Source organism: Steroidobacter agaridevorans (genome assembly GCF_009932555.1).
GTDB lineage: Bacteria > Pseudomonadota > Gammaproteobacteria > Steroidobacterales > Steroidobacteraceae > Steroidobacter > Steroidobacter agaridevorans.
The window spans coordinates 263,327-287,969 of the sequence record NZ_BLJO01000005.1; the positions used below are offsets into that span (position 1 = coordinate 263,327).

20 protein-coding genes are annotated in these 24,643 nt (G+C 62.8%); 9 read left to right on the forward strand and 11 right to left on the reverse strand.

The features are described 5' to 3' along the window. Positions 1-153 precede the first annotated feature (153 nt). Complete coding sequence (locus GYH35_RS19240) at positions 154-1,506, forward strand: Do family serine endopeptidase (RefSeq protein WP_161812907.1); 1,353 nt, start codon at positions 154-156, stop codon at positions 1,504-1,506. A 70-nt stretch (positions 1,507-1,576) separates the two neighbouring features. Here the strand turns inward: GYH35_RS19240 and GYH35_RS19245 are convergent, their stop codons facing one another. Then, the gene (locus GYH35_RS19245; RefSeq protein WP_161829255.1) at positions 1,577-3,409 is read right to left on the reverse strand and encodes an autotransporter outer membrane beta-barrel domain-containing protein; all 1,833 of its coding nucleotides are present in this window, start codon (positions 3,407-3,409) and stop codon (positions 1,577-1,579) included. Between the two features lie 195 nt (positions 3,410-3,604). Between GYH35_RS19245 and cueR the strand changes: the two genes are divergently transcribed. Next, complete coding sequence (gene cueR / locus GYH35_RS19250) at positions 3,605-4,060, forward strand: Cu(I)-responsive transcriptional regulator (RefSeq protein ID WP_161812905.1); 456 nt, start codon at positions 3,605-3,607, stop codon at positions 4,058-4,060. 5 nt (positions 4,061-4,065) lie between these two features. Next, on the forward strand, positions 4,066-6,426 hold the full coding sequence (locus GYH35_RS19255) for a copper-transporting P-type ATPase (protein ID WP_161829256.1): 2,361 nt from the start codon (positions 4,066-4,068) through the stop codon (positions 6,424-6,426). Between the two features lie 303 nt (positions 6,427-6,729). Here the strand turns inward: GYH35_RS19255 and GYH35_RS19260 are convergent, their stop codons facing one another. From GYH35_RS19260 to GYH35_RS19270, 3 genes are all read right to left on the reverse strand, one after another. Beyond that, positions 6,730-7,998 carry an acyltransferase family protein gene (locus tag GYH35_RS19260; protein WP_161829257.1) on the reverse strand — a complete coding sequence of 423 codons (1,269 nt, stop codon included), beginning with the start codon at positions 7,996-7,998 and terminating at the stop codon, positions 6,730-6,732. Positions 7,999-8,008: 10 nt separating this feature from the next. Beyond that, positions 8,009-8,746: a GDSL-type esterase/lipase family protein gene (locus tag GYH35_RS19265; RefSeq protein WP_161829258.1), complete on the reverse strand. Its 738-nt coding sequence runs from the start codon at positions 8,744-8,746 to the stop codon at positions 8,009-8,011. An 87-nt stretch (positions 8,747-8,833) separates the two neighbouring features. After that, the gene (locus GYH35_RS19270) at positions 8,834-9,907 is read right to left on the reverse strand and encodes an aminopeptidase (RefSeq protein ID WP_161829259.1); all 1,074 of its coding nucleotides are present in this window, start codon (positions 9,905-9,907) and stop codon (positions 8,834-8,836) included. A 67-nt stretch (positions 9,908-9,974) separates the two neighbouring features. On the opposite strand from GYH35_RS19270, the gene GYH35_RS19275 reads away from it, so the two are divergent. Then, positions 9,975-11,249 (forward strand): multifunctional CCA addition/repair protein, encoded by a 1,275-nt coding sequence (locus tag GYH35_RS19275; protein ID WP_161812900.1) that lies wholly within the window; start codon positions 9,975-9,977, stop codon positions 11,247-11,249. Here GYH35_RS19275 and GYH35_RS19280 read toward each other — a convergent pair. Beyond that, positions 11,218-12,390 (reverse strand): class I SAM-dependent methyltransferase, encoded by a 1,173-nt coding sequence (locus GYH35_RS19280; protein WP_235936829.1) that lies wholly within the window; start codon positions 12,388-12,390, stop codon positions 11,218-11,220. The genes GYH35_RS19275 and GYH35_RS19280 overlap by 32 nt on opposite strands. A 65-nt stretch (positions 12,391-12,455) precedes the next feature. On the opposite strand from GYH35_RS19280, the gene GYH35_RS19285 reads away from it, so the two are divergent. Next, positions 12,456-13,208: a pteridine reductase gene (locus GYH35_RS19285; protein WP_161812899.1), complete on the forward strand. Its 753-nt coding sequence runs from the start codon at positions 12,456-12,458 to the stop codon at positions 13,206-13,208. Here the strand turns inward: GYH35_RS19285 and folK are convergent. The 3 genes from folK to tsaD are packed head-to-tail and all read right to left on the reverse strand — an operon-like array spanning position 13,159 to position 15,135. Next, positions 13,159-13,698, reverse strand: coding sequence for a 2-amino-4-hydroxy-6-hydroxymethyldihydropteridine diphosphokinase (gene folK, locus GYH35_RS19290; protein WP_161812898.1), 540 nt, complete (start codon positions 13,696-13,698; stop codon positions 13,159-13,161). The two genes, GYH35_RS19285 and folK, sit on opposite strands and share 50 nt — an antisense overlap. Beyond that, entirely contained in the window at positions 13,695-14,081 is a 387-nt protein-coding gene (gene folB / locus GYH35_RS19295) for a dihydroneopterin aldolase (RefSeq protein WP_161812897.1), read from the reverse strand. Before folB ends, folK begins: the two co-directional genes overlap by 4 nt. 31 nt (positions 14,082-14,112) lie before the next feature. Next, a complete protein-coding gene (gene tsaD / locus GYH35_RS19300) occupies positions 14,113-15,135 on the reverse strand; it encodes a tRNA (adenosine(37)-N6)-threonylcarbamoyltransferase complex transferase subunit TsaD (RefSeq protein WP_161812896.1) in 1,023 nt (340 codons plus the stop codon). Positions 15,136-15,406: 271 nt separating this feature from the next. On the opposite strand from tsaD, the gene rpsU reads away from it, so the two are divergent. From rpsU to rpoD, 4 genes are all read left to right on the forward strand, one after another. Next, positions 15,407-15,634: a 30S ribosomal protein S21 gene (gene rpsU, locus GYH35_RS19305; protein ID WP_129642111.1), complete on the forward strand. Its 228-nt coding sequence runs from the start codon at positions 15,407-15,409 to the stop codon at positions 15,632-15,634. Between the two features lie 76 nt (positions 15,635-15,710). Beyond that, positions 15,711-16,160, forward strand: a complete 450-nt coding sequence (locus GYH35_RS19310; protein ID WP_161812895.1) for a GatB/YqeY domain-containing protein — start codon at positions 15,711-15,713, stop codon at positions 16,158-16,160. Positions 16,161-16,209: 49 nt separating this feature from the next. Beyond that, positions 16,210-17,973, forward strand: coding sequence for a DNA primase (dnaG, locus tag GYH35_RS19315; protein ID WP_161829260.1), 1,764 nt, complete (start codon positions 16,210-16,212; stop codon positions 17,971-17,973). A 90-nt stretch (positions 17,974-18,063) separates the two neighbouring features. Further along, positions 18,064-19,953, forward strand: a complete 1,890-nt coding sequence (gene rpoD / locus GYH35_RS19320; RefSeq protein ID WP_308683805.1) for an RNA polymerase sigma factor RpoD — start codon at positions 18,064-18,066, stop codon at positions 19,951-19,953. A 246-nt stretch (positions 19,954-20,199) separates the two neighbouring features. On the opposite strand, the gene GYH35_RS19325 is transcribed toward rpoD, so the two are convergent. From GYH35_RS19325 to GYH35_RS19335, 3 genes are all read right to left on the reverse strand, one after another. After that, positions 20,200-21,303: a winged helix-turn-helix domain-containing protein gene (locus tag GYH35_RS19325; protein ID WP_202624419.1), complete on the reverse strand. Its 1,104-nt coding sequence runs from the start codon at positions 21,301-21,303 to the stop codon at positions 20,200-20,202. Between the two features lie 200 nt (positions 21,304-21,503). Beyond that, positions 21,504-22,565 (reverse strand): MBL fold metallo-hydrolase, encoded by a 1,062-nt coding sequence (locus tag GYH35_RS19330; protein WP_202624420.1) that lies wholly within the window; start codon positions 22,563-22,565, stop codon positions 21,504-21,506. Between the two features lie 126 nt (positions 22,566-22,691). Further along, entirely contained in the window at positions 22,692-24,518 is a 1,827-nt protein-coding gene (locus tag GYH35_RS19335; protein WP_202624421.1) for an SLC13 family permease, read from the reverse strand. Positions 24,519-24,643 lie beyond the last annotated feature (125 nt).

A 24,643-nucleotide genomic window follows, 5' to 3' on the forward strand; every position in this document is an offset into this window, starting at 1 on the left:
GCCATCGTTCGCCCTCGAAATGCCAAACCGGGCGGATTGCTCATAGAATCCGGGGCTGGGCAGGACTGGCCCGGATCGAACCCAAAAACCTCAACCATTGTCTTGGCAAATGCGGCGGCGAGCCGCTTTCACGCTCCACACTAGGATTGCTTCATGAGACAGGTTTACGCGCTGTTGGCCGCAACGGCTCTGCTCTACAACGTGGGCGCCGCCGCACAGCTACCGGAGAAAGTCGGAGATGCGCCGCTGCCCTCGCTGGCGCCCATCGTCAAAAAAGCTTCGCCGGCGGTGGTGAACATCGCCACTCGCGGCACCGTGCGGGAACAGCGGCCCCGCAATCCGCTGCTGGAAGATCCGTTTTTCCGCCGCTTTTTCGATGCTCCAGAGATGGGGCCGCGCGAGCGCCAATTCCAGAGCGCCGGCTCGGGCGTCATCGTCGACGCGAAGAACGGCTACATCATCACCAACGCGCACGTAATCGAGAACGCCGACGAGATCACCGTGACGTTGCTCGATGACCGGCAGGTGAAGGCCGAAATCGTCGGCCGCGACAAGGCGTCGGACGTGGCGGTGTTGAAAGTGCCCGCGAAGAATCTGGTCGAGATGCCGCTCGCCGATTCATCCAAAGCCGAAGTCGGCGATTTCGTGCTCGCGATCGGCAATCCTTTCGCGCTCAGCCACACGGTGACCTCCGGCATCATCAGCGCGCTCGGTCGCTCCGATAACAATCCGGAGTCGTATCAGGATTTCATCCAGACCGACGCGCCCATCAATCCCGGCAATTCGGGCGGCGCGCTGGTGGACCTGAAAGGTCAGCTGGTCGGCGTCAACACCGCCATCTTCTCCGGCAGCGGCGGCAACATCGGCATCGGCTTCGCCATTCCTTCCAACATGGTGAAGGCCGTGATGGCGCAGCTCGTCCAATACGGCGAAGTGAAGCGCGGCATGCTCGGCGTGCAGCTGTCTAACAACTTCACTCCTGGCATCGCCGACAGCCTCGGCCTGGAAAATGCGCGAGGCGCGCTGGTGTCGCAGGTCATCGAAGGCTCGCCGGCGGATCAGGCGGGCATCAAAGCCGGCGACGTGATCACGTCGATCAACGGCCGCACCGTCGCCAATGCTGGCGAACTGCGCAACACCATCGGCCTGCTGCGTATCGGCGAGAAGGTCGAGCTGGGTTTGATCCGCGAAGGCAAGCCGCGTCGCGTGAGCGCTGTCATCGGTGAGCGCGATGGCGCCGATGGTGAAGGCGCCGCAGAGATTCATCCGGCCCTCGAAGGCGCCGCGCTGACCAACGCTGCAAACAATACTGGCGTGCTGGTGGAAAGCGTCGCCGACGGCAGCCCGGCTCAGCAGGCCGGTCTGCGCGCGAACGATGTGATCCTCGCGATCGGCCGCGCACGCATCAGCTCGGTTGAACAACTGCGTCAGGCAGTGAACGGCGCGACGGCCTTTGCGCTGACGATTCGTCGCGGCAATTCGACGCTGGTCTTTACGATCCAATAAAAAAGATTCGATAGTCGCTGTTACCGCGCCCTCTGCCGATCCGGGCAGAGGGCCTTTGATTCCCATCGCATCAGTAGTCGATCGAGCGCGCGCAGCGGACTCCGGTCGCCGTGAATTTTGCGGTCAATAACTCGGTGGGATCGGCAGACATCAGCACGCTCCAGGCATGGTCCGGGCCGTACTGGGTCGAGCTCCAGTAGCTGAAATTGGCCATCTCGGGCCTGAACCCCAGTCGCACCAGGTTCGTATGGATGCTTGGAACGCCGGCGGGGCAGTTCGCCAGTCCACCCACGTCGGTCAGCTGGCAAACGGCGGGCAAGTACCAGGTGCCGACACTGGCTCCGCCAGCGGTGCTGGTATCACAAACATCGGCCGCCGGCGCAAGGTTACCTAGCTGGGCCGCGATCGACGCCGTGTTGCCCGCGCCGTCGATTGGATCGGTCCCGCTCACCAAGAGCGTCGTCCCGGACCAGCTCCAAGAACCCATATTGGCGCCGTCAATCACGCTGGCGCTGGTCGGCGAGTCGACCGAGAACACCAGGTACCCATCGATCGAGAACGCGATCGCCGTCGTCGCCGACGAAGAAACATTGTCGCCTGTGATCTCGATGCCGCCCTGAGCGACGTAGGGGACGGGCGATCCCAAGGTCAGCGTGCATGCAGCCAGGGGCGGCAGCGACGGACCGCAGGTCGAGCTCACGACCGACACATCCGTCCAGCCCGCCGGCAGATTGATTGCGATGTTTTGCGCCGAATAGCTGGCGCCAGTGTTCGTCACGGTCAGCGACGCCGTGCCGTCGACCGGGATCACGGCGCGAGCAGTGACCGAAAGCGTCGTGGCGTTATCGGCGCAAGAGACACCCACGTTCGCAACGTCGCTCATGTCCATCATGCCGCTGTCATTGCTCACGGTGCACGTTTGCGTCGCCGGCTGAGTCAACACAGTGACCGAATAGTTGCTCCCCTGCGCGACGGGGCTGGGGAATGTGTAGGCGCCGCTGCTAGTGATAGCGAGATTGTCGCCGCCGTTGTTTTGCAGGACGACGGTGCCGTTCAATCCAGAGACCGTGCCGCCCAGATTGAAGTAGTTGGTCGAGCAGACGACCACGACGTTGGAAACATCGCCCGAGCCCACCGCGCCCGCTCCCTGACTCACACTGCAGGTCTGCGTCGCCGGTTGAGTTTGAACCATCACGGCGTACGGGCTGCCCTGCGCGACGGCAGCGGGGAACTCGAACGCTCCATTGCCGCTGATGGTTATCGGATCGCCGCTGTTGTTTTGTAACACGACGTCGCCGGCGAGGCCGGAGACAGTGCCACCGATGACGAAAGTGTTGGTCGAACAAACGACAGCCACATTCTCGACCGCACTTGTTCCCATCGTGCCGGCGCCATTGCTGACCGAGCAGGTTTGGATGTCCGGATGGGTTTGAACGCTGACGGCATAAGCCGCACCTTCAGTCACGGGCGTCGCGAACGAGAATGGTCCGTCCGTGCTGGACGGGTATGTATCGTTGCCATTGGTCAGAGTCACGGAGCCGACGAGCCCCGAGATGTTGCCGCCAACGGCGTGGCTGCGGCCTGCGCAACTGACGACGACGCTATTGATCGATGCGTAAGGCATCGTGCCCGTGCCGCCGAGCACTGCGCAGACCTGATTCGCCGGCTGCGAACCGATCGTGACGACATAGCTCGTTTCCGCAGGCAACCGGGTGGCGAAATTGAAACTGCCGTTAGTGGAAACTCGCAGCGATTCGCTGCCGTTTAGGATCAACGTGACTTCCCCGGACAGCCCGGTGACCGTCCCACCCACGCCAGCCTCGAAGGAAGCCTCCTTATCGGAATCGACGCAACCGCCCAGCGCCAGCGCGGCTACCGCAGTCCATACCTTCGACAATCGCACGGCTCGTCCTTTTCATTGTTTTGCCGTGGAATTGTGCACCGCAGTCAGCATTGGGTCCGTGACACAGCGCTAACTCCGCGACCGTCGACTGGGCCGGTCAACAACATGCGACTGGCTCGCTCGCCGGTGCACCTCGTCCGCCTTGACCTTGCCACCGTGGCAAGGTTCATCATGCAGGCCGTTTGGAGGTGAGCCATGCCTGCTGTCAAAGCGCGAGCGGAATTGTCGGAAGCCAAAGATCAGGGTTACTACAGTATCGGCAAGGCCGCCGAGCTGTCGGGAATCACCCCGAAGATGATTCGTCACTACGAATCGCTGCAGCTCATTCCCAAGGCCGCCCGCACTGCCGGCGACTATCGCGTCTACAGCGCGGCCGATATCCATACGCTGCGATTCATCCGCCGCGCACGGGGTCATGGATTCTCGATGGAAGAGATCGGGACGCTGCTCGGCTTGTGGCGCAATCAGCGGCGCGCCAGCGAGCAAGTGAAGCGGCTCGCGACCAAACACATCACGGACCTCGATCATAAGATCGCCGAGCTGCAGTCCATGCGCGCGGCGCTAGCGGAGCTCGCCGAGCATTGTCACGGCGACTCGAGACCCGATTGTCCCATTCTCAGCGATCTCGCCGGGCTGCCGCCGGCGGAGTGAAAATCATGTCGAAGCATCAGCATCATCATTCAGAGAGCAAACACGAGGGCGCGGCCGCGAAGTCGTGCTGCTCGACTGCACCCAGCGCGCCTGAGGCGGCAGCATCTGACTCGTGCTCGCACACGGGCGCAGCGAAGCGCGATTCATCCGGTTCGCACGGTGCCCATGGTCACGCGCAGAAGGCTGCATCGAGCTGCTCGCACGAGCGACACGAGCATCATGGACATCATCGCGCGCGTCCCGCGAGCGACGTGCCGCTGCCGGCCGGCACGATCTACACCTGCCCGATGCATCCAGAAATCCGGCAGGTCGGCCCGGGCAACTGCCCCAAGTGCGGCATGGCGCTCGAGCCAGAGCTGCCGAGCGAGCACGTCGACGACAGCGAACTGCGGAGCGTGCGACGCAAGTTCTGGATCTCACTGGCTCTGAGCATTCCGGTCGTCCTCGTGGCGATGGCGCCGCATATGCTCAATCTGGCGATCTCACATTCGACAGCAAGCAACCTGCGCTGGCTCGAGCTCCTGTTGAGCGCACCGGTCGTGCTCTGGGCCGCGGGCGACTATTACAAGCGCGGTTGGATGGGCGTCATGCATCGCGCGCCGAACATGTACACACTGATCGGCCTCGGCGTTTGTATCGCCTTCGGTTACAGCCTGGTCGCGACGTTTCTTCCTCACGTCTTCCCAGCCGAGCTCCGCGATGGACACGGCATGGTCGGCGTGTACTACGAAGTCGCGAGCTCGATCGTCACACTCGTGCTGCTCGGCGAATGGCTCGAGTTGCGAGCACGCGGCCGTACCAGCGCAGCGATTCGTCAGCTCCTCGGTCTCGCACCGAAAACCGCGCGCCGCATCGAGGCCGATGGCACAGAACACGACGTTCCGCTCGGCCACGTCCACGCCGGCGACAAACTCCGCGTCCGCCCGGGCGAGAAGATTCCGGTCGACGGTGTAGTCGTCGAAGGCAACTCCAGCGTCGACGAATCGATGCTGACCGGCGAGCCCATGCCAGTGGAGAAATCCGCCGGCGATGCGGTGACAGGTGCGACCATCAATCAAACCGGTGGCTTGATCGTCGAAGCCCAACGCGTCGGCGCCGAAAGCCTGCTCTCTCAAATCGTCACGATGGTCGCGCAAGCCCAGCGCTCGCGTGCCCCGCTGCAGCGACTGGCCGACCAGGTCGCCGCCTGGTTCGTCCCGGCCGTGATCGTCATCGCAATCGCCACGTTCATCGTGTGGTGGTTCGTCGGCCCGGACCCGAAGCTCGCCTACGCGCTGGTGAACGCAGTCGCCGTCTTGATCATCGCCTGCCCTTGCGCGCTCGGACTCGCAACGCCGATCTCCATCATGGTCGCCAGCGGCCGCGGCGCTCAACAAGGCGTGTTGTTCCGCGACGCGCAGGCCATCGAGAACCTCCGCAACGTCGATACGCTCGTGCTGGACAAGACCGGCACGATCACCATCGGCCGCCCGACGCTCGATCGCGTGATCGCGTTGAACGGCTATTCAGAATCTCAGGTGCTCAGCTGGGCCGCCGGACTCGATCGCGCGAGCGAACACCCACTGGCGCGCGCCATCGTGACCGGGGCCGAACAGCGGAAGGCTCAACTCGCCACCGTCACTGGCTTTCAGTCGGTCACCGGTCAAGGCGTTCGCGGCCAAGCCGACGGCCATGAGCTTGCGCTGGGAAACAAAGCGCTCATGAGCAACGTTGGCGCGTCAATCGACACTCTCGCCGAGCAAATCGCAGATTTGCGAAGCGAAGGAAAGACGGTCGTATTCCTCAGCGTCGACGGCCAACTCGCCGGCGCCATCGCTGTGGGCGACGCCATCAAAGAAACCACGCCGAGCGCGCTGCAGGCCCTGAAGCAAGACGGCTTGCGGCTCGTCATGCTCACTGGCGACAACGAAACAACGGCTCGCGCCGTGGCCAAACACCTCGCGATCGACGAAGTGATCGCCGAAGTGCAGCCTCAGGACAAAGCGAACGTGATCGCGAAGCTGCAATCCCAGGGCCGCCGCGTCGCCATGGCCGGCGACGGCATCAACGACGCCCCCGCCCTCGCCAAAGCCGACGTCGGCATCGCCATGGGCACGGGCACCGACATCGCAATGGAAAGCGCACAGGTCACCCTGGTGAAAGGCGACCTCACCGGCATCGTCCGCGCCCGGCACTTGAGCCGAGCGACGGTAAAGAACATTCGCCAGAACCTGTTCTTCGCGTTTGGCTACAACGCGCTCGGCATCCCTATTGCCGCCGGCGTGCTCTATCCGTTTACCGGCTGGCTGCTGAGCCCGATGCTCGCCGCGCTGGCGATGAGTCTGTCGTCGGTATCAGTCATCAGCAACGCGTTGCGGCTGAGATGAGCCGCAACACCACTGAGACATATCGACGCCGTCGCGACAGCCGAGACCCATCTCTTTGCCGGCAAGCCAAGCGAACGTGTCGGCGCGTCGACGAGGTGGGGGACCTCCTTCCGGCAGCTTTTCGGCACAGGGACGGGGCCGAAACAGCAGGGCTCACCATGGACGTGCGGCGAGGGGCGCAATGCGCTCCGGCCGGCGCCCGGTGCCGGAAGGAGGTCCCCCACCTCGGCGGCGTGCGGGAACCGACGCCTCTCCTATCCGAAACCGACGCCTCCTGAATCCCGGTCGACGCTGAGCGCCAGATCAGGCATGACTCTCGAGCACCGGCACCTCGACATTAGCGGACTTCCCCTCGACCGCGACCGCAGCCGCCACCGGCGCAGCCGGACTAACAGTCTGCGGCTGAGCCACCGGCGCCGTCGACTTCAACAGCGCGCGAGCAAAGATCGGCCGCAAGTACGTACCAACGGCACGGTGATGTTTCTCGAACGAGTGATACACCACCAGCGCCACCAGATGCGCCAGCACGACACCGAACGCAATCGCGGCCGGCTTCGGCCAGCTGTGGGTGTTTTCGAACACGATGACCAGCACGGTGTTATGCACCAGATACAGACTGTAACTATACGAAGCGCCGAACTTCGCCAGCGCGGCGGGAATCCTCCAGGCCGCCGTGGCCTGATTCAGCCTTAGGAAGATCCCGAAAAAGATCACCGTCATCAAAAAATTCGTCTGCAGATCGTACGGATCGAGTCCCAGCTTCACGACGCGCGCACCGAGCGACGCGACCCCGCAGACGACGATGATCCAGGCAAGCAATCTTGAACGGGCGGCGGCGCTGTCCGCCCCCATGAACACGACGAGAAAGCCGGCCATGCCACCCACCATCCAGGTAAGCGACAACGCTTTGCCCGCGCCGTCCGCCGCATTCCACAGAATCACCGGCACACTGATCAGCGCCAGCAGCACGATCCAGCCGCCCCGGATCCGCTCACGCTTGATCGCACAGAAGAACAGCAAGCTCATCGCGATGTAGATCCAGAACTCGATCGCGACAGTCCAAAAGGGCTCGGCGGTGTTGTAGGGCCGGATGCGCCACCACACGTCGACGTGCGCAATGTCCAGCAACTGGAACACCGGATAGTCGAACAGCAGAAACAAATTCCCCAGCAGCGCAACGAAGCCCGTGCTCAACCCGTCGAGGCTCCAGTTGGTGTGAATGACCGTCGCATTCAACAGCGCAATCGCCAACAACACCGGAACGAACGGAGTCATGATGCGAGCGACGCGGTCCGCCAGGAACGCCGGCATGTGCTCGCCAGGCTTCTTCGCTCGATACATCAATGAGCGCGTAATCAAAAAGCCCGACAGCACGAACAGGATGATGACGGCCACGCCGCGGCCCTGGTAGGTCTTCTTGTTGTCGAAGAACACGACAAAGACATGCGACAGCAGCACCAGATTGGCCGCTGTAAAGCGCAGTAGATCCAGAAAAGCCGTCGCGGACGCACTGGTGCCCCGGGAGTCCCGCTGCTTCGACGCGTCAGCCGTGACCGGTGGAGAACTGTCCATTGACGACCACCTACTTCGATTCGATTTTCTGCTTGAGCGTCCGTCCCAACACTTCGTAACCCGCAGGGCCGATATGCAAGCGATCCGCAGCCAGCAGATTCGGCTGCGGCTGCCCGTCCGGGGTTGCAAACAGCGGAAACAAATCCAGCAACTCCACGTTGTCATACTTTTTCGCCAGCTCGCGGATACTGGCGTTGAGATGGGTCAGCTCCGACGCCTTGATCGGCGCCTTCTCGCTGTTCCTCGGCGGCAAGGTGCACAGGATGACCGGCAGGTCCGCCTTGTGCGCCCGGATGGCCTGCAACATCCGATCGATGTTTCGAGCAGTCTGATCGGTCTTCTGTAACGCGCTCAGATCGTTGCCGCCGATCAGCACGACGATCCCGCTGGGGTTCAGCTCGAGCACGTCTTCCTGGAATCGAAACAACAATCCGCGGCTCACGTCGCCGCCGATGGCTCGATTCGCGATCGGCGTCGGCGCGAGATCGCGCTCGGAGGTCTTCCAATTGCCCAGCAAGGAGTCGCCGGCGAGCACCCAGGCGCCCTGTTTTCGCTCGCGCTGCTTCCAGAAACTTTCGCGGTTGTCCTTCATCCAGCCGAAGACGCGGATCACGCCTTCGCCGGGCCAATCCTTCTCAGCCGCCGGGTAAGGCGTGGGCCCATTCTTTGAAATATTTTCAGTCGCACCGGCAACCGTCATCAAGCCGGTGCAAATCAGCGCGGCAATTGCCCGCACCCATCTCCGCATATCTCGTCCCTCGCCCGTAAACGGCGACGATACGCGAGTTGCACCGTTTTAAATATAGATACGGTTTTCAGACAAGGAACGATGACGTCACGAATCGGCGACAGCGCAAACTGCGGCAGCCCGCGCCTCTCTTGTTTCTTTTGCCAGCTCGCGCGCCTTCTCGTAGAACCGTGGCAGATCGCTATCGACCGATTGCAACAGTCGACGCAACCCCGGCACGCAGCCGTAGTAAGTCGCGGCAGACACCAAATGAGCGTTGTTCAGCGTGCGACCGAACCAGGCGTCATAGCCGCGATAACCATTCCACTGCTCGGCTTTCAGCTGCGAGTACTGCAGCTTCAGCACGCCGAATTCATATTGTTTGCGATCGCGCTTCTCGTCGTCGGGCAAGTCCGACCGATACAACGCATCGAGGCGTTCGCGAGTCTGTAACAAGAGTGCAACGAACTGAGCATTGCGCTCGCGCTGCTCATTCCACGCATCCAGATCCTTCAACCGGCCGCGCGATGCGAGCCATCGCTGCAAGCCTGCCTCCTCGACCACGGTCGCGAACGCTTCGTTGAACTCCGAATCGCCGGGCACATAGACGACCTGATGCGCCAGCTCATGAAACAACGTCGCCGCAAGCTGCACGTCGCTCCAGCCGAGCATGGTGTTGAGCACCGGGTCTTTGAAATGACCCAATGTTGAGTAAGCGGCAACACCACCCACCGCGGTGTCGCTGCCTCGCAAACGCAAGCGACGTGCATAGGTCTTCGCGTTGTTCTCTTTGAAGTAACCGCGATACACGACGCAGCCGGCAATCGGAAAGCACCAGCGCTTCGGCTGCACCGAGAACTCATCGGTCGCGAACACATTCCAGACGACGTAAGGACGGCCGACATCCGCATAGCTGCGATAGCTGTCGTTGTCCGGCAGGCCCAGCTCTTGCGAAGCGAAAGTTCGCGCGGCGGACACGTATTCGAGCCGGTCGCGCAACTGCTCCGGCGTGCGCGCGTCGGTCAGCAGCTTGGCGATGGGCTGACGCTTGGAGGTGAGCTCCATTTGCCCGGTGGCCGCCTGGATCAAATAGCAGCCGCCGGCCGATAGCGACGCCGCCAGGACGAGCGCGATCCTGCACAGGCGGGCAATGAAACTAGGGGTGTGGTCCGTTCCGGGCATCGTTCGGGCAATCAGCTCACGATCGCGCCATTTTGTCCCACCGCGTCAAGTGAGACAAAATGTCCGTATGAAGATTTACCTGGTCGGCGGCGCAGTGCGTGATGAGCTCCTCGGCCTGGCCGTGCGAGAGCGCGACTGGGTCGTGGTCGGCGCGTGCCCGGAGGAATTGCTCGATCAGGGCTTCAAGCCGGTGGGAAAGGACTTCCCCGTGTTCCTGCATCCGCAGACCAGCGAGGAATACGCACTCGCCCGCACCGAGCGCAAGACCGGGCCGGGCTATCGCGGCTTCGACACCATGTTCTCGCCCGACGTGACGCTGGAGCAGGATCTCGAGCGCCGGGACCTGACGATCAATGCGATCGCCCGGGATGAGGCGACGGGCGCGCTCGTCGATCCATTCCACGGCCAACGCGATCTCCAGGAGCGCTGGCTCCGGCACGTGTCGCCGGCATTCGTCGAAGATCCGGTTCGAGTGCTGCGCCTCGCGCGCTTCGCCGCCCGGTTCGCACCGCTCGGTTTTCGGGTCGCACCTGAAACAATGGAGCTCTTGAGAGAGATCGCTGCACGCGGCGAGCTCGATGCGCTCGTGTCTGAACGTGTCTGGCAGGAGACCCAGCGCGCGCTGGAAATGCCCGCTCCGCGTCAGTTCTTCGAGGTGCTGCGCGAAGGGAACGCGTTGCCGGTGATCTTTCCGGAAATCGATGCGCTTTTCGGCATTCCTCAGCCCGAGCAATGGCATCCGGAGATCGACACCGGCGTGCACACCATGATGGTGCTCGATCAAGCCACCAAGCTGACTGACGATCCGGTGGTCCGCTTCGCCGCGCTCGTTCACGACCTGGGCAAAGCGACGACGCCAACTCATGAGCTGCCCCGGCACATCGCGCACGAAGAGCGGGGCGTCGGCATCGTCGAGGAGCTGTGCGATCGTCTGCGCATTCCCAATGCCTATCGCGAACTGGGCGTGCTGGTGTCTCGCTATCACCTGCACATGCATAAGATCACAGAGCTGCGTCCGCAAACCGTTCTGGAGCTGCTGGAACGTCTCGATTCGTTCCGGCGCCCGGCGCGATTCGAACAATTTTTGCTCGCGTGCGAAGCCGACGCTCGCGGCCGTAAAGGGCTCGAGCAGCGCGATTATCCGCAGCCCGAATATTTACGCCGCGCGCGTGAGGTAGCTGCGGCTGCGACACTGAGCGCAGAAGAACGCGAGGGACTGCAAGGCTTCGAGATCGCGAAGCGGCTGCACGACAAGCGCATCCACGCGCTGAAAGAGCTGAAGCGACAGCACGAAGCCGCTCGCAGCGAAACTAAAGAGACGCCGCCAGATCCCGAACGCTGAAGCCGCGCAACGGCAGCTCGATTCCTTTGGCGAGTCCGATGACTTTGAATCGCTCGCCCATCTCGCCGGGCAGCGTCAACAACATCGCCTGTCGCGCCATCTGTAATCGCGCCGCGAGTTCTTCATCATTCGTCGGCGCGAGGAACTGCTCGATACCGGTGCCGATGAGGAAGTGCGCCTGCGTCGTGTAACCGGCGACGCTCATGCCCGCGGCGATAGCAGCCTCGGCGACGGCGGTGAAATCCACCCACGCGCCGATATCCTGCACACCGACATTGATGAGCGGATCGTCATGGAAACGATGCCGGAAGTGACAAAGCATCGTGCCAGCGCTGCGGTTGGCCGCGTAGTACTGTCGGCGAGGCAGTCCGTAGTCGATGAAGAACGCGGCGCCTTGCTTCATCGATGCCGCGATACCTGCGATCCACTGCGACAAACGGAGATTGATCTCAGAGGTGTAACCGTCGGCGAACGGCTCGCCCAAATTGAACTCGATTTCGCGCACCGTCGCCTCGAGCGCCGCGTCGGCGTGCACCTCGGACCAGTCGAGTCGGCCGAGCTCCCAGGTCACGCCCAACTGATTCACCTGCAGACCGCGGATCCGAAAGCGCTGAATCGGCAGTGCGTCGAGCACTTCATTCGCGAGCAGCACGCCGCGAAATTCATCCGGCAGACGATCCAGCCACTCGATGCGATCCATCAGGTGCGGCAGGCGCCGTTGTAACAACGCGCGCTGCCGTTCGCACAGATCGGCGCTGACTTCGAGGATGAGATATCGCTCCGGTGTTTTCTGCTGTCGGTCGAGCTCGCTCAGCACGTCGGCGGCCATCACGCCGGAGCCGGCGCCCAGTTCCAGAATGTGACCGCCGTTGACCGTATCCAGCACCTGGACGCATTGATTGGCGAGGCAGCGGCTGAACAAGGGAGAAATTTCCGGCGCGGTGACGAAGTCGCCTTCGCTGCCCAGCTTGGTCGCGCCCGCACTGTAGTAGCCGAGGCCCGGTTCGTAGAGCGCCATCTCCATGAAGCGCTCGAAGCTGATCCAGCCGCCGGCGGCTTCGATCGCGTCGCGAATGCGCTGGACCAGCTGCTCGCTGTGCGCCAATTCATCCGGCGAGAGTGCCGGCAACGGCAGTGACACGTTCAAGCGACGCGCTCCGAGTCAGCCGGGCTTGCAGCAATCATCCGTTCGTTCACCATACCTGCATGGACACTTCCAACGCACTCGCCCAACGTTCGGTGCTGATCACTGGCGCGGCCCGCCGCATCGGCGCGGCGCTGGCCCGGGGCTTTCATGCCGAGGGCGCCAATGTCTGCATTCATTTTCACCGTTCGGCCGGCGAAGCGGAACAGTTGCGTGACGAGCTCAATGCCGCTCGCGCCGACTCGGCCGTCTGCGCCGCCGCCGATCTGCTGGATACCGAGGCCCTGCCGACGCTCGTCGAGCGAGCAACCTGCGCGTTCGGCCGGCTCGATGTGCTGATCAACAACGCTTCGACGTTTTATCCCACTCCGCTCGGCACTGTCACGGCCAAACAATGGGACGACCTGATGGGGACCAACCTGCGCGCGCCGCTGTTCCTGGCGCAAGCAGCCGCGCCGGCGCTCAAAGCAGCGCGAGGTCTCATCATCAACATGATCGACATTCATGCGCAGCGCCCGCTCCCGCAGCACCCGGTTTATTCCAGCGCCAAGGCCGGATTGATGATGCTGACCCGGTCGCTGGCGCGCGAGCTGGCGCCCGAGGTGCGGGTCAATGGCATCGCGCCCGGCCCGATCCTGTGGCCCGAAGGCGGCCTCGACGAGACGGTGAAGCAGGAAATCATCGACAAGACCTTGCTCAAGCGCAGCGGCTCGCCGCCCGACATCGTGCGCGCGGCGCTGTTCTTCGCGAAGGACGGCCCGTTCGTCACCGGCCAGATTCTGGCGATCGATGGGGGGCGGAGTGTGGGCTGGTAGGCTCGCCGCCCAGCAGCACCTCGACCATGGCGTGCTCACCGCCCTGAAAACTTTCCCAGAGCTCGCGCATGGTTTTATCGAGCATCGGGTGCCGCACATCGGGCGCGATGTCGGCCATCGGCTTGAGCATGTAAGGCCGCTTCACCAGATCCGGCCGCGGGATGACCAGGCCGGGCTGGTTGCTCACCAGGTCGCCGAACAAAAGGATGTCGAGATCCATGGTCCGCGGCGCCCACTTCGGCGCGTCCGGCGGACGGTCGCAGGCGGCTTCGATCTTCTGCAGTTGTCGGCGCACTTCAGCGACGGAATCTTCCGTGTTGAAGCCGACCACCAGATTGATGAAATCGGCGCCCTCGAACCCTACGGCCTTGTTCTTATAAGCCGGCGACAACGTCATCGGGCCATACGCCGCCGCCAACGCGCGTAACGCGACCGACAAATGTTTTTCGGGCTCGACGTTGCTGCCAGCAGCGACGTAAACAGCCGTCATGGCTGAGTCTGCTGCGTCACGCCCGCGTAATCCTCAGCACGTCGCTCGATCTCGATACCGACATCCCGCGCGCCCCGAATCGCGCCGCGCTTATTCAGCCGCACCTTCACCCACGAAACACCGAACTCCGTGACGATCACTCTCGCGATCGCCTCGGTCAGCGTCTCGACCAGCTGATATTGCGACTCGCCCACGAATGCGAGCAACCGTTTGGCGACGCGTTTGTAATCGATGGTGTCATCGATGTGGTCGGTGGCCGCGGCTTTGCGAATGTCGGCCGCCATTTCGACATCGAGGATGACGGTCTGTTTGACGCGCCGTTCCCAGTCCCAAATGCCGACGATGCATTCGACACTGAGCTGGGACAGAAAGATCTTATCCATGGACTGAAGGGGCAACTCTCTAAAGGATGGATCAAACGGCCGCGGGCATGCGCAGCGTATCGAGCGGCCAGCGCGCGGTCGCACGAATCTTCAAATCGTCGTGCTCGCCTGCCGCCAGACGGCGATAGCCAGCGTACGCGATCATCGCCGCATTGTCGGTGCAAAACTCCGGCCTCGGATACAACACTCGCAACCCGCGCTTCTCGCCCAACGCCTGCAGCTCGGCTCGCAACCGGCGGTTCGCGCCCACGCCACCGGCAACCACCAACGTCTTCAACCCGGTTTGTTTCGCGGCGCGCGCGCATTTGGCGACCAGCGTCTCGACCACGGCTTGCTGAAATTCATAAGCAACGTCGGCCCGCGTCTGTTCATCGAGCTGCCGACCGCGAATCGCGACCACCACCGCCGTCTTCAGACCGCTGAAGCTGAAATCCAGCCCCGGCCGGTCGAGCATGGGCCGCGGAAAATCGAAGCCCCCCGGCTTACCGCTGTCCGCCAGCTTGGCCAGCGCCGGGCCGCCCGGATACGGCAAGCCGAGCATCTTGGCCGTCTTGTCGAACGCCTCGCCGGCGGCATCGTCCAGGGAGGAGCCGATGATCTGGTACTCCCCGAGCCCGCGAACTTCCGCGAGCAGGGTATGGCCACCGGACACCAACAACGCCAGGAATGGAAACTCGGGCGCCGCCGTCTCCAGCATGGGCGCGAGCAGGTGCCCTTCCAGGTGATGAACCCCGACCGCCGGCTTGCCCCAGGCAAACGCCAGGCTGCGAGCCAGCGAAGCGCCCACCAGCAATGCCCCGACCAGGCCGGGCCCGGCGGTGTAAGCGACGCCATCCAGCTGATCTGCATCGATTTTTGCCTCGGCCAGCGCTTGCTGGACCAGCGGCAACAGCTTCTTTACATGGTCACGCGAGGCCAGCTCCGGCACGACGCCGCCATAAACGGCGTGTAGTTGAACCTGACTATATAAAGCGTGGGACAGCAGCCCGCGCTCGCCGTCGTACACGGCGGCGGCGGTCTCGTCACAGGAGGTTTCGATACCGAGGACTTTCACAGTGGCGCGTAGGGCTGGTTGTAGGAAAGGGCCCAAAACCCAATTTTGGGGGCGCGAAGCTTAACCCCCAAGGCAGCCCAAGTGCCCCTATCCGCGGGCTGCAGAAAGCCGATTTCTGCGTTATTTTGCTTTTCCCCTCGGGGACCATTAGACTGCCGCGCTCTCAATCGTCCCCGTCTCGTTTCGTCCTCGACCCCGACGCCAGTCTTCGGCGCTCGTCGTCGGCTCGAATCGACCGAAGCGGGCCGTGTTCAACATTCCGAGGTTAGTAATGCCGAGCGTTCGCGTCCGAGAAAACGAGTACTTCGATGCCGCCTTGCGGCGCTTCAAGCGCGCCTGCGAAAAGGCCGGGGTCCTGACGGAACTGCGCCGCCGGGAATTCTACGAGAAGCCCACTCAGGAACGTAAACGCAAGAAGGCCGCCGCCGTGAAGCGCCACATGAAGCGCGTCACCCGCGACGGCAGCAGCCGCGGCCCAGCCCGCGCCCGCGCTTACTGATCGAACTTGTTTCCCGGGACGGAGCCTTCTCGCTCCGTCCCCGTCGATTCCCTCCCGCCGACCTGCCCGAGCCGCCATGTCCTCACTCAAAGACCGCATCACCGAAGACATGAAGACGGCGATGAAGGCCAAGGACACCGAGCGCCTGGGCACGATCCGGATGATCACCTCCGCCATCAAGCAGCGCGAAGTCGACGAGCGTATTCAGCTCGACGACACGCAGGTGCTGGCTGTGGTCGAGAAGATGATCAAGATGCGCAAGGAATCCATTGCGCAGTTCCAGAGCGGCGGTCGCGAGGACCTGGTCGCCAAGGAACAGAAGGAAATCGACCTGTTGCAGGGCTATATGCCGCAGCAGCTCAGCGACGCCGAAGTCGATGCGCTGATCGCCCAGGCCATTGCCGAATCCGGCGCCACTTCCATCAAGGAAATGGGCAAGGCCATGGCGTTGCTGAAGCAGAAGGCGCAGGGCCGCACCGATATGGCCAGCGCCAGCGCCAAACTGAAGGCCAAGCTCGGCGGCTGAGGCGATCGGGCTCTATGCCGGCCACGTTGCCGCGCATACTCTTGCATTCGTGTCCGGCCTCATCCCCAAACATTTCATCGAAGAGCTGATCTCCCGGGTCGACCTGGTCGAGCTGATCGGCAGCCGTGTGCCGCTGAAAAAGGCCGGCAAGGAATATAAGGGCTGTTGCCCGTTCCACGGAGAGAAGACGCCGTCGTTCACCGTGGTGCCGGACAAGAACTTCTACCACTGCTTCGGTTGCGGCGAGCACGGCAACGCGCTCGGCTTCCTGATGAAGCACGACAACCTCGGCTTCATCGATGCGATCGAGGAGCTGGCCGACCGGGTCGGCGTCGAGGTGCCGCGCGAGCAAACTCCGGGCCAACGGCCGCCGCCGTCGGATGTTTTGTTCGCGACGTTGGAGAAAGCCGCGGCTTTCTACAGAAGTGAGTTGATGAATACGGCCCGCGGCAAGGACTACTTCAAGTCGCGCGGCCTCACCGGCGAAACCGCCGCAACTTTTGCGCTGGGATACGCCCCGGACGCCTGGGATTCGGTACTCAAGCTACTGGGCGGCAGCGACGCCGAGCGGTCGCGGCTGCTGCAGGTGGGGTTGATCATCGAGCGCGACAACCGCTCCGGCCATTACGACCGGTTTCGTGATCGGGTGATGTTCCCGATCCGTGATGCGCGGGGTCGCACCATCGGTTTCGGCGGGCGCGTGCTCGATAAAGGCGAGCCCAAGTACATGAACTCGCCGGAAACAGAACTGTTTCACAAAGGCCGCGAGCTTTATGGCTTATATGAGGCTCGTCAGGCCAGCCGGACCCTGAGCCGGCTGTTGATCGTTGAAGGTTATATGGATGTGGTGCGGCTCCATCAGGCCGGCATCACTTATGCAGTGGCGACCCTGGGTACGGCAACGACGCCGGAGCATCTGGCACGCGTGTTCCGCATCTGTAACGAAGTGACTTTCTGTTTCGACGGCGACCGCGCCGGCCGGGCGGCCGCGTGGAAAGCGCTGGAGAACTCGCTGAGCCAGGTGCGCGAGGGACGGCAGATCCGGTTCTTGTTTCTGCCCGAAGGGCACGATCCGGACACGCTGGTCGGCGAGGAAGGCCGCGAGGCTTTCGAAGCACGTATCAAACAGGCGATGCCGTTGTCTGAATATTTCATCAATCATCTGAGCGCGCAGGTCGATACGCACAGCATCGACGGGCGGGCGCGGCTGGGCGAAATGGCACGGCCGTTGCTTGAGCGCATCCCCGCGGGAATTTTCCGTGAATTGCTGGCCGAGGAAGTAGCCAAAACCGTCGGCCTGAAACGCGACCGATTGACGTCTATGTTAGGCGAGGGCGGCGAAAAGGCGGCCGCGCCGGAGCCGGCGCGCCGGCCCATGAAGCCTCAGGTTCAGACGGGTCGGCGCAATCTGGTCCGGCAGGCGATTCATTTGTTGGTGCATTACCCTGAAATTGCCGACAAGGTGACCTTGAATCCTGTCTTGAGCACGCTCGAAAGGCCGGGAATTCCGCTGTTGATCGAGCTGATCGAGGAACTAGCCCAGCGCCCGTGCGCTAACACTGGGGCGCTGCTTGAACGCTGGCGGGATCGCCCCGATGTTGAGCACCTGGCGAAATTGGCCGCTCAGGAGTGTCTGGTCGACGCCGCCGGCGCCGCCACCGACCTGGCCGGCGCGGTCCAGCAGCTGGCCGCCGAGGCGATGGAGGCTCGACAGAAGCTTCTGTTAAGCCGGGCGGGCCAGTTAACCGATGCCGAAAAGGCTGAATTGCAGGGGCTATTGGCCCGGAAACCTCCGGTTGCTCATGGTGCGTGAACGCGAACCTAGCGCCCGGAAAACGATCAAAGTACACTGCGCGGTCTTTTTAAGCCCGCCCACCCCCGGACAGCACGTGAGGGCCACGACTTGAGCAAAACCTTGGCAGCAAAGAAGGAACCGGCGCAGATCGCCGATGAGCGTCAATCGCAATTGAAGCTGCTGATTGCCCGTGGCAAGGAGCAGGGCTACCTGACGTACGTCGAGGTCAATGACCATCTGCCCAGCGAAATCGTCGATCCGGAGCAGATCGAAGATATCGTCAACATGATTAACGACATGGGCATTACGGTGTACGAGAAGGCGCCGGAATCCGAAGCCCTGTTGTTGGCCGAGCCCGTGGTCGCCGACGAGGAAGCCGCAGAAGAAGCCGCCGCCGCGCTCGCCACTGTGGACGCCGAATTCGGCCGCACGACCGACCCGGTCCGCATGTACATGCGCGAGATGGGCACCGTCGAGCTGCTGACCCGCGAAGGCGAAATCCGTATCGCCAAGCGCATCGAGGAAGGCCTCGACACGGTTCGTGGCGCGCTGTCCAGCTATCCCCTCACCTATAACTTCATGCTCAACCAGTACGAGCAGGTGAAGGCCGGTCAGGGCCGCCTGGTCGACATCATCACGGGCTTCATCGATCCGAACGCGCCGGACGAAATCGCCGCGCCGGTCAATCCGAAGCTGGCCGCGGCCGCCGCGCCGGCCGAAGAGGAGAACGAGGACGAGGAGAGCGAGGGCGGCAGCGAGGACGAGGAAACGCTCGAGACCGGCCCGGATCCGGAAGAGGCCGCTCGCCGCTTCGTGTCCATTGCCAAGGGCCACCAGCAGGTCCTCAAGGCCATGGCCGAAGACAAGACCGGCAAGGACCCGAAGTCGGTCAAGCTGCGCAAGAAAGTCGCCAGCGAGTTCATGGAACTGAAGCTGTCGCCGAAGATGTTCGACGCGCTGATCGTGCAGCTGCGCGACAACGTCGCCGAGATCCGCAATCTCGAGAAGCAGATCATGATCCTGTGCGTGCGCGACGCCGGCATGCCGCGCAAGGACTTCATCTCGACCTTCCCGAAGAACGAGACCAACACCAAGTGGCTCGACAAGCACATCCGCGCCAAGCGCAAGCATTCGGCCGCGCTCGCGCGTCTGCGTGAAGAGATCGAGAAGCAGCAGAAGAAGCTGATGTCGCTCGAGGAGCGCGTGCACCTGACGATCGCGGAAGTGAAGGAGATCAACCGCGAAGTGGCCGTGGGCGAAGCCAAGGCCCGCCGCGCCAAGAAGGAGATGGTGGAAGCCAACCTCCGTCTGGTGATCTCGATCGCGAAGAAGTACACGAACCGTGGCCTGCAGTTCCTGGATCTCATCCAGGAAGGCAACATCGGCCTGATGAAGGCGGTCGACAAGTTCGAATACCGCCGCGGTTACAAGTTCTCGACCTATGCGACGTGGTGGATCCGCCAGGCGATCACCCGTTCGATCGCCGACCAGGCGCGCACCATCCGTATCCCGGTGCACATGATCGAGACCATCAACAAGCTGAACCGCATTTCGCGGCAGATGCTGCAGGAGATGGGTCGCGAGCCGACGCCGGAAGAGCTGGCGGTGCGCATGGAAATGCCGGAGGACAAAGTCCGCCGCGTGCTCAAGATCGCCAAAGAGCCGATCTCGATGGAAACGCCGATCGGCGACGACGAGGATTCGCACTTGGGCGATTTCATCGAAGACACTTCGGTGGACTCGCCGATCGATTCCGCGACGATGGAAAGCCTGCGCGAAACTACGCACTCCGTGCTGGCTGGCCTGACCCCGCGCGAAGCGAAGGTTCTGCGGATGCGCTTCGGTATCGACATGAATACCGACCACACGCTGGAAGAAGTGGGCAAGCAGTTCGACGTGACGCGCGAGCGCATCCGTCAGATCGAAGCGAAGGCGCTGCGCAAGCTGCGTCATCCGAGCCGCAGCGAGCAGCTGCGCAGCTTCCTGATGGATGACTGACCGTCACCGCCGCTACAACAAAGCAAGACATTCAGCCCCCTCACGGGGGCTGAACTTTTTCAGGGCCTGGCATTCCAAAATATCGACGCTCGGGAACCGACCACCTCGTCCGGTCGTTTTTTCGACAAGACGAAAATGTTGGAGGCTGCACAAATGGGCCTGTTGTTTTATCTGACTCTGTTCATCGTGATGTGCGTGTTCGGCTGGTCCGCTCGCGGCGCAGGTTGAACTTACATTCACATCCGTTCAGCGCGCTTTCAGTTTCTTCAGCGCGCGCATGAGCTCACCCTTGCGACTCGTGACGGCGTAATTTTCCAGGCCGAGCCAGCTCGCCAGCTCAACCAACTGTTTCGCCAGCGGCTCGGCGACGCGCGCCGGCACGACACCCGGCTCGACGCTTCCGCCCTTGACCTGTAGCACGCCGCTCTGGCGCTCCGATTTCAGATCGACACGCCCGACGACGCGCTCGCCCAGCAACAGCGGCAGCACGTAGTAACCATGCACTCGCTTGTGCAGGGGCGTGTAAATCTCCAGCCGGAAGTGAAAGTCGAACAGACGTTCGGTGCGCTGACGTTCCCAAATCAACGAGTCGAATGGCGATAGCAGCGCGGCCACATCAGCAATCTTGGAAGCGCGAGGAATCTTCGCTTCGTGGTGTAAGTATCCCTGCTGCTTCCAGCCTTCCACGCTGACGGGCACGAGCCTGCCCTCTTCCACAAGCTCCGCGAGCCGCATCGCCGCCTCTTTCGTCGGAAGCCGAAAGTAATCGCGCAGGTCGCGCGCCGTCGCCACACCCATGGCTCGGGCGCCAATCATCATCAGCTCGCGCTGTGCGCTCTCTCGTGCGGGCACAGGCGCGTTTCGTACCGACTCGGGTAACACGCGCTCCGGCAAGTCATACAGTCGTTCGAAATTCCGCCGACGCGCCGTGGTCACGTCACCGATCCAGAACAGCCACTCCAGGATTTCCTTGCCCTGACTCCAGCCCCACCAGCTGCCCTTGGATTTGCCGGCGTCCGTCAGCTCACTCGCGCCCAGCGGGCCGCGCTCGCGGATTTGATCGATCGCGCCTTTCACCAGATCTTGATGACTGGTCGCATATCGCTTGAGGCGGCCCCAGGTGCCGACGCCTTTGCGCGCGTCGTCCATGCGCCAGCGGAACAATGGATACGATTCAATGGGAAGCAGCGAGGCTTCGTGGCCCCAATATTCGAACAGCAACCGCTCGTCGTAGGCCGCGCGTTCGAGCAGCGCGCTCTTGTAATCGCCCCGCCGCGAAAACACCGGCAGGTAGTGCGAGCGACACAGCACGTTGACGGAATCCATCTGCACGACGCCCAAGCGTCGCACGATGTCTGCGAGTGCCTTCCCGCTTCTCGGCGCGGCTCCTGCCGAGAGGAACTGCTGTGCCTCTAACGCTACCCGTCGCGCTTCGCCGATCGAAAGTGAATCCTTCGCCGCGCCCATGAAGCCACGCATCCCCAACAAACAGGAAGCGCGCAGTGTAGCCGCAAACCCTGACTATCCCCGCCGCTTTTGGGCGCAGCGGCTCACATGGCGTGCGTCGTAGCAGTCATGCTCATGCTGGCAGGCCGAGGTTGTTTGAAACGCCACCACGCCTGCGCGGCCTGGTAATGATCCAGGCGCTCAGCCTCGCCAATGCGCGGCATGGTGAGACGAATACCGTGTTGCGACGACAGCGTCAGCATCTTTTCCATGGGCTCATCCCAGGAATGGAACGCCAGATCGAACGTCGCGTTGTGGATCGGCAGCAACCAGTCGCCCCGCAAATCCCGATGCGCTTGCATGACCTGTTCGGGAAGCATGTGCACTCCTTCCCATTGCTTGTCATAGGCGCCGGCCTCCAGCAACGTCAGATCGAACGGCCCATGGCGCCGGCCGATCTCCGCGAAGCCGTCGAAATAACCCGTATCGCCGCTGAAGAAAATGCGATGCGTGCCGGTGTAGATCGCCCACGACGCCCACAACGTCGGGTTCTTCGCAAAGAAGCTGCGGCCGGAGAAATGCTGGGCCGGCGTGGCAGTGAATTGCAGGCCTTCCAGTTCGACGGTCTGCCACCAATCGAGCTGCTGGATCTTGCTGGCGGGAACGCCCCACCGGATCAGATGATCGCCCACGCCCAAGGGCGTAAGAAACATGCGGGTCTTCGCGGCGAGCTTCACGACCGTGTCGCGATCGAGATGATCGAAGTGATCGTGCGACAGCACCACGCCGGCCAGCGGCGGCAAGTCCTCGAGCGCGATCGGCGTCGGGATGAAACGCTTCGGCCCGGCCCATTGCACCGGCGAGGCGCGCTCGGAGAACACCGGATCGGTGATCCAGAACCTGCCATTCAATTTCATCAGCACGGTCGAATGGCCGAGCCGCCAGATCGATCCGTCGGCGGCCTGCTGCAATTGATCCGGCGCCAGCGGCGTCACGGACAATGCTTCGGGCGGCACCGTCCGGCTCGTATCCTTGAACATGAACTGCCACCACAATTTCAGCAACTGCCACCCGCCCGGCTGCTTGGGCGGCGCGACGTTGTGAAATCGACCGTCGCGAAACTGAGCCGATGAAAAGGCAGGCCGATCGCCGTAGGCTGCGCTCATAGCGACAACTCCCAATAACAACACCCAATGGGTCAGGCGCATGGGCAGTATCTTGCCCTGGGAGACTTAGCCAGGAGTTAGGCGAAGCTGGCGGGTTCTTGCCTATTCCCGCACATCCCGCCTGGATCAACCCAACGGATAGAACTGTGGCAGCACCCAAGTCAGCGCCAGCCACATGATCAACGTCAGCGGCACACCGACGCGCAGGAAATCGCCGAACGAATAGCCACCTGCGCTATAGACGAGCAAATTGCAGTTGTCGGCCATCGGCGTCGCGTATCCCATGTTCACGCCGAACATCACCGCCAGCACGAATGGCTCCGGCGCCAGCCCCAACTGCCTCGCCAGCTCGATAGCAATGGGTGTTCCGATCACCGCGGCAGCACTGTTGGAAATCACACTGCTCATCATCGCCATGAACAGCATCGTCGCGCTCAGCACGGCCAACGGCGGCAGCGACTTCGCCACTGCGGCAGCCACTTGCGCGATGAACGCAGCGCCGCCCGTCGTCACCAATGCAAGGCTCAACGCGAGGCTCGCCACCGTCAGCAGGATCATCGACGAGTCGAGCGCCCGCGTCGCGTGACGCCACTTCAAACACCCCGTCGTGACCATCACCAACACGCCGCAAATCGCGGCGATGGCGACCGGCGCGATTCGCAACGACGCGATCAAGACGATGCCGGCCATGATGCCCAACGCCAGCGGCGCCTTGGCCGTCAGCGGCACATTGCTGGTCGCATCCAGCACCAGCATTTCGCTGCGCTTCTTGAGCGCCTCGATCTGCTCCGCCGGCCCCTGCACCAGCAACACGTCGCCGACGCCCAGCCGCACGTCCCGTAGCATCGTGTGACTCAACGCCTCTTCCTCACCGGGCCGATGAACCGCGAGGGGAATCAGCTGGTAGTGCCAATCGAAGTTGGCCTGCGCCAACGTGCGATCTCGCAGCGGCGACGCGGGTGTCAGCACCAACTCGGCCGTCTGCTGGTTGGGCGCAGTCAGCGGATGCTCCGCGTCGACGCGTACGTCGCCGGAAAACAGCGTCGCGCCGAGCACCCGCGAATACTCCATCAACTGTTCCGACGTATCCCGCACAGCAAGCTGATCGCCAGCTCTCAGGATTACGTCCGGCAGCGGCGAAATCACCAAATCCTGCGAGCGCCGCACCGACACGACGGACATCTCGCCCTGCGTGAGCTTCTTCGCATCGGCCAACGTCTTGCCCGCGACCGGACTGCTGTCCGAGATATGCAGCTGAGCATCGAAAATACGCGGCGAGGCATTCACGAACGACGGATGCGGGTGCTTGTCCGGCAGCAGTCTCGGCGCGATCAGCCACAAGAACAGCAGGCCTGGGATCGCCGCCAGCGCCGCCGGCGCAATGAAGTCGAACATGTGGAAGCGCTCGACTCCCAGGCTCGCCGCGCTGCCGATCACCAGCAGGTTCAGCGACGTGCCGATCGGCGTGCCCATGCCGCCGATCTGCGAGGCGAAGGTCATGGGCATGAGCAGTTTCGACGGCGACATGCTCGAGCGCACCGCCACCGCCGTGAGGATGGGGATCATCAACACCACCTGCGGGGTGTTGTTCATGAATGCGCTGATGACGGCCGTCACGATGATCACGACCCCCATCGCCAGCAGCGGACTGATCTGCCACACCCGGTGCACGACCCGCCCGATCGGCGCGAGCGCCCCGGTGGAGACCAGCCCCTGGCTCGCCATCACCAGGGCGCAGATCGCGATCAAGGCCTCGTTGCCGAAACCTGCGAAGAAGCGGATGGGATCGAGCTCGCTGCCGTCCGTCCCCCGATAGGGGAACAAGCTGAACCCGATGGCCAGCACCGCCACGACCAGCAGGCTGGACGTCTCGATGGGAATGAAGTCGCGCGAGAAGAGATAAAGCGCGCCGAGGGTCAGCAGCATGACCGCGATCGCGTGCGGGTCGGGCATGGGGATCGGGGTCATCGCCGTCAAATGAACGACTTTACATTATGGTTCCCTGGAGGTCACACGTGCCGTCCGGGCGGTTAGAATGCGCCGCGCTGCCCGACCGGATTACGGTAAGTCGCACCATT

Bases quoted from the DNA above. Each gene is read 5' to 3' on its own strand.
- GYH35_RS19260 (WP_161829257.1), bottom strand. From the start codon at position 7,998: ATGGACAGTTCTCCACCGGTCACGGCTGACGCGTCGAAGCAGCGGGAC.
- GYH35_RS19335 (WP_202624421.1), bottom strand. From the start codon at position 24,518: ATGCCCGACCCGCACGCGATCGCGGTCATGCTGCTGACCCTCGGCGCG.
- GYH35_RS19240 (WP_161812907.1), top strand. From the start codon at position 154: ATGAGACAGGTTTACGCGCTGTTGGCCGCAACGGCTCTGCTCTACAAC.
- GYH35_RS19310 (WP_161812895.1), top strand. From the start codon at position 15,711: ATGTCCTCACTCAAAGACCGCATCACCGAAGACATGAAGACGGCGATG.
- GYH35_RS19255 (WP_161829256.1), top strand. From the start codon at position 4,066: ATGTCGAAGCATCAGCATCATCATTCAGAGAGCAAACACGAGGGCGCG.
- GYH35_RS19270 (WP_161829259.1), bottom strand. From the start codon at position 9,907: ATGCCCGGAACGGACCACACCCCTAGTTTCATTGCCCGCCTGTGCAGG.
- cueR (WP_161812905.1), top strand. From the start codon at position 3,605: ATGCCTGCTGTCAAAGCGCGAGCGGAATTGTCGGAAGCCAAAGATCAG.
- folB (WP_161812897.1), bottom strand. From the start codon at position 14,081: ATGGATAAGATCTTTCTGTCCCAGCTCAGTGTCGAATGCATCGTCGGC.
- GYH35_RS19330 (WP_202624420.1), bottom strand. From the start codon at position 22,565: ATGAGCGCAGCCTACGGCGATCGGCCTGCCTTTTCATCGGCTCAGTTT.
- GYH35_RS19275 (WP_161812900.1), top strand. From the start codon at position 9,975: ATGAAGATTTACCTGGTCGGCGGCGCAGTGCGTGATGAGCTCCTCGGC.
- GYH35_RS19285 (WP_161812899.1), top strand. From the start codon at position 12,456: ATGGACACTTCCAACGCACTCGCCCAACGTTCGGTGCTGATCACTGGC.
- GYH35_RS19265 (WP_161829258.1), bottom strand. From the start codon at position 8,746: ATGCGGAGATGGGTGCGGGCAATTGCCGCGCTGATTTGCACCGGCTTG.
- rpsU (WP_129642111.1), top strand. From the start codon at position 15,407: ATGCCGAGCGTTCGCGTCCGAGAAAACGAGTACTTCGATGCCGCCTTG.
- folK (WP_161812898.1), bottom strand. From the start codon at position 13,698: ATGACGGCTGTTTACGTCGCTGCTGGCAGCAACGTCGAGCCCGAAAAA.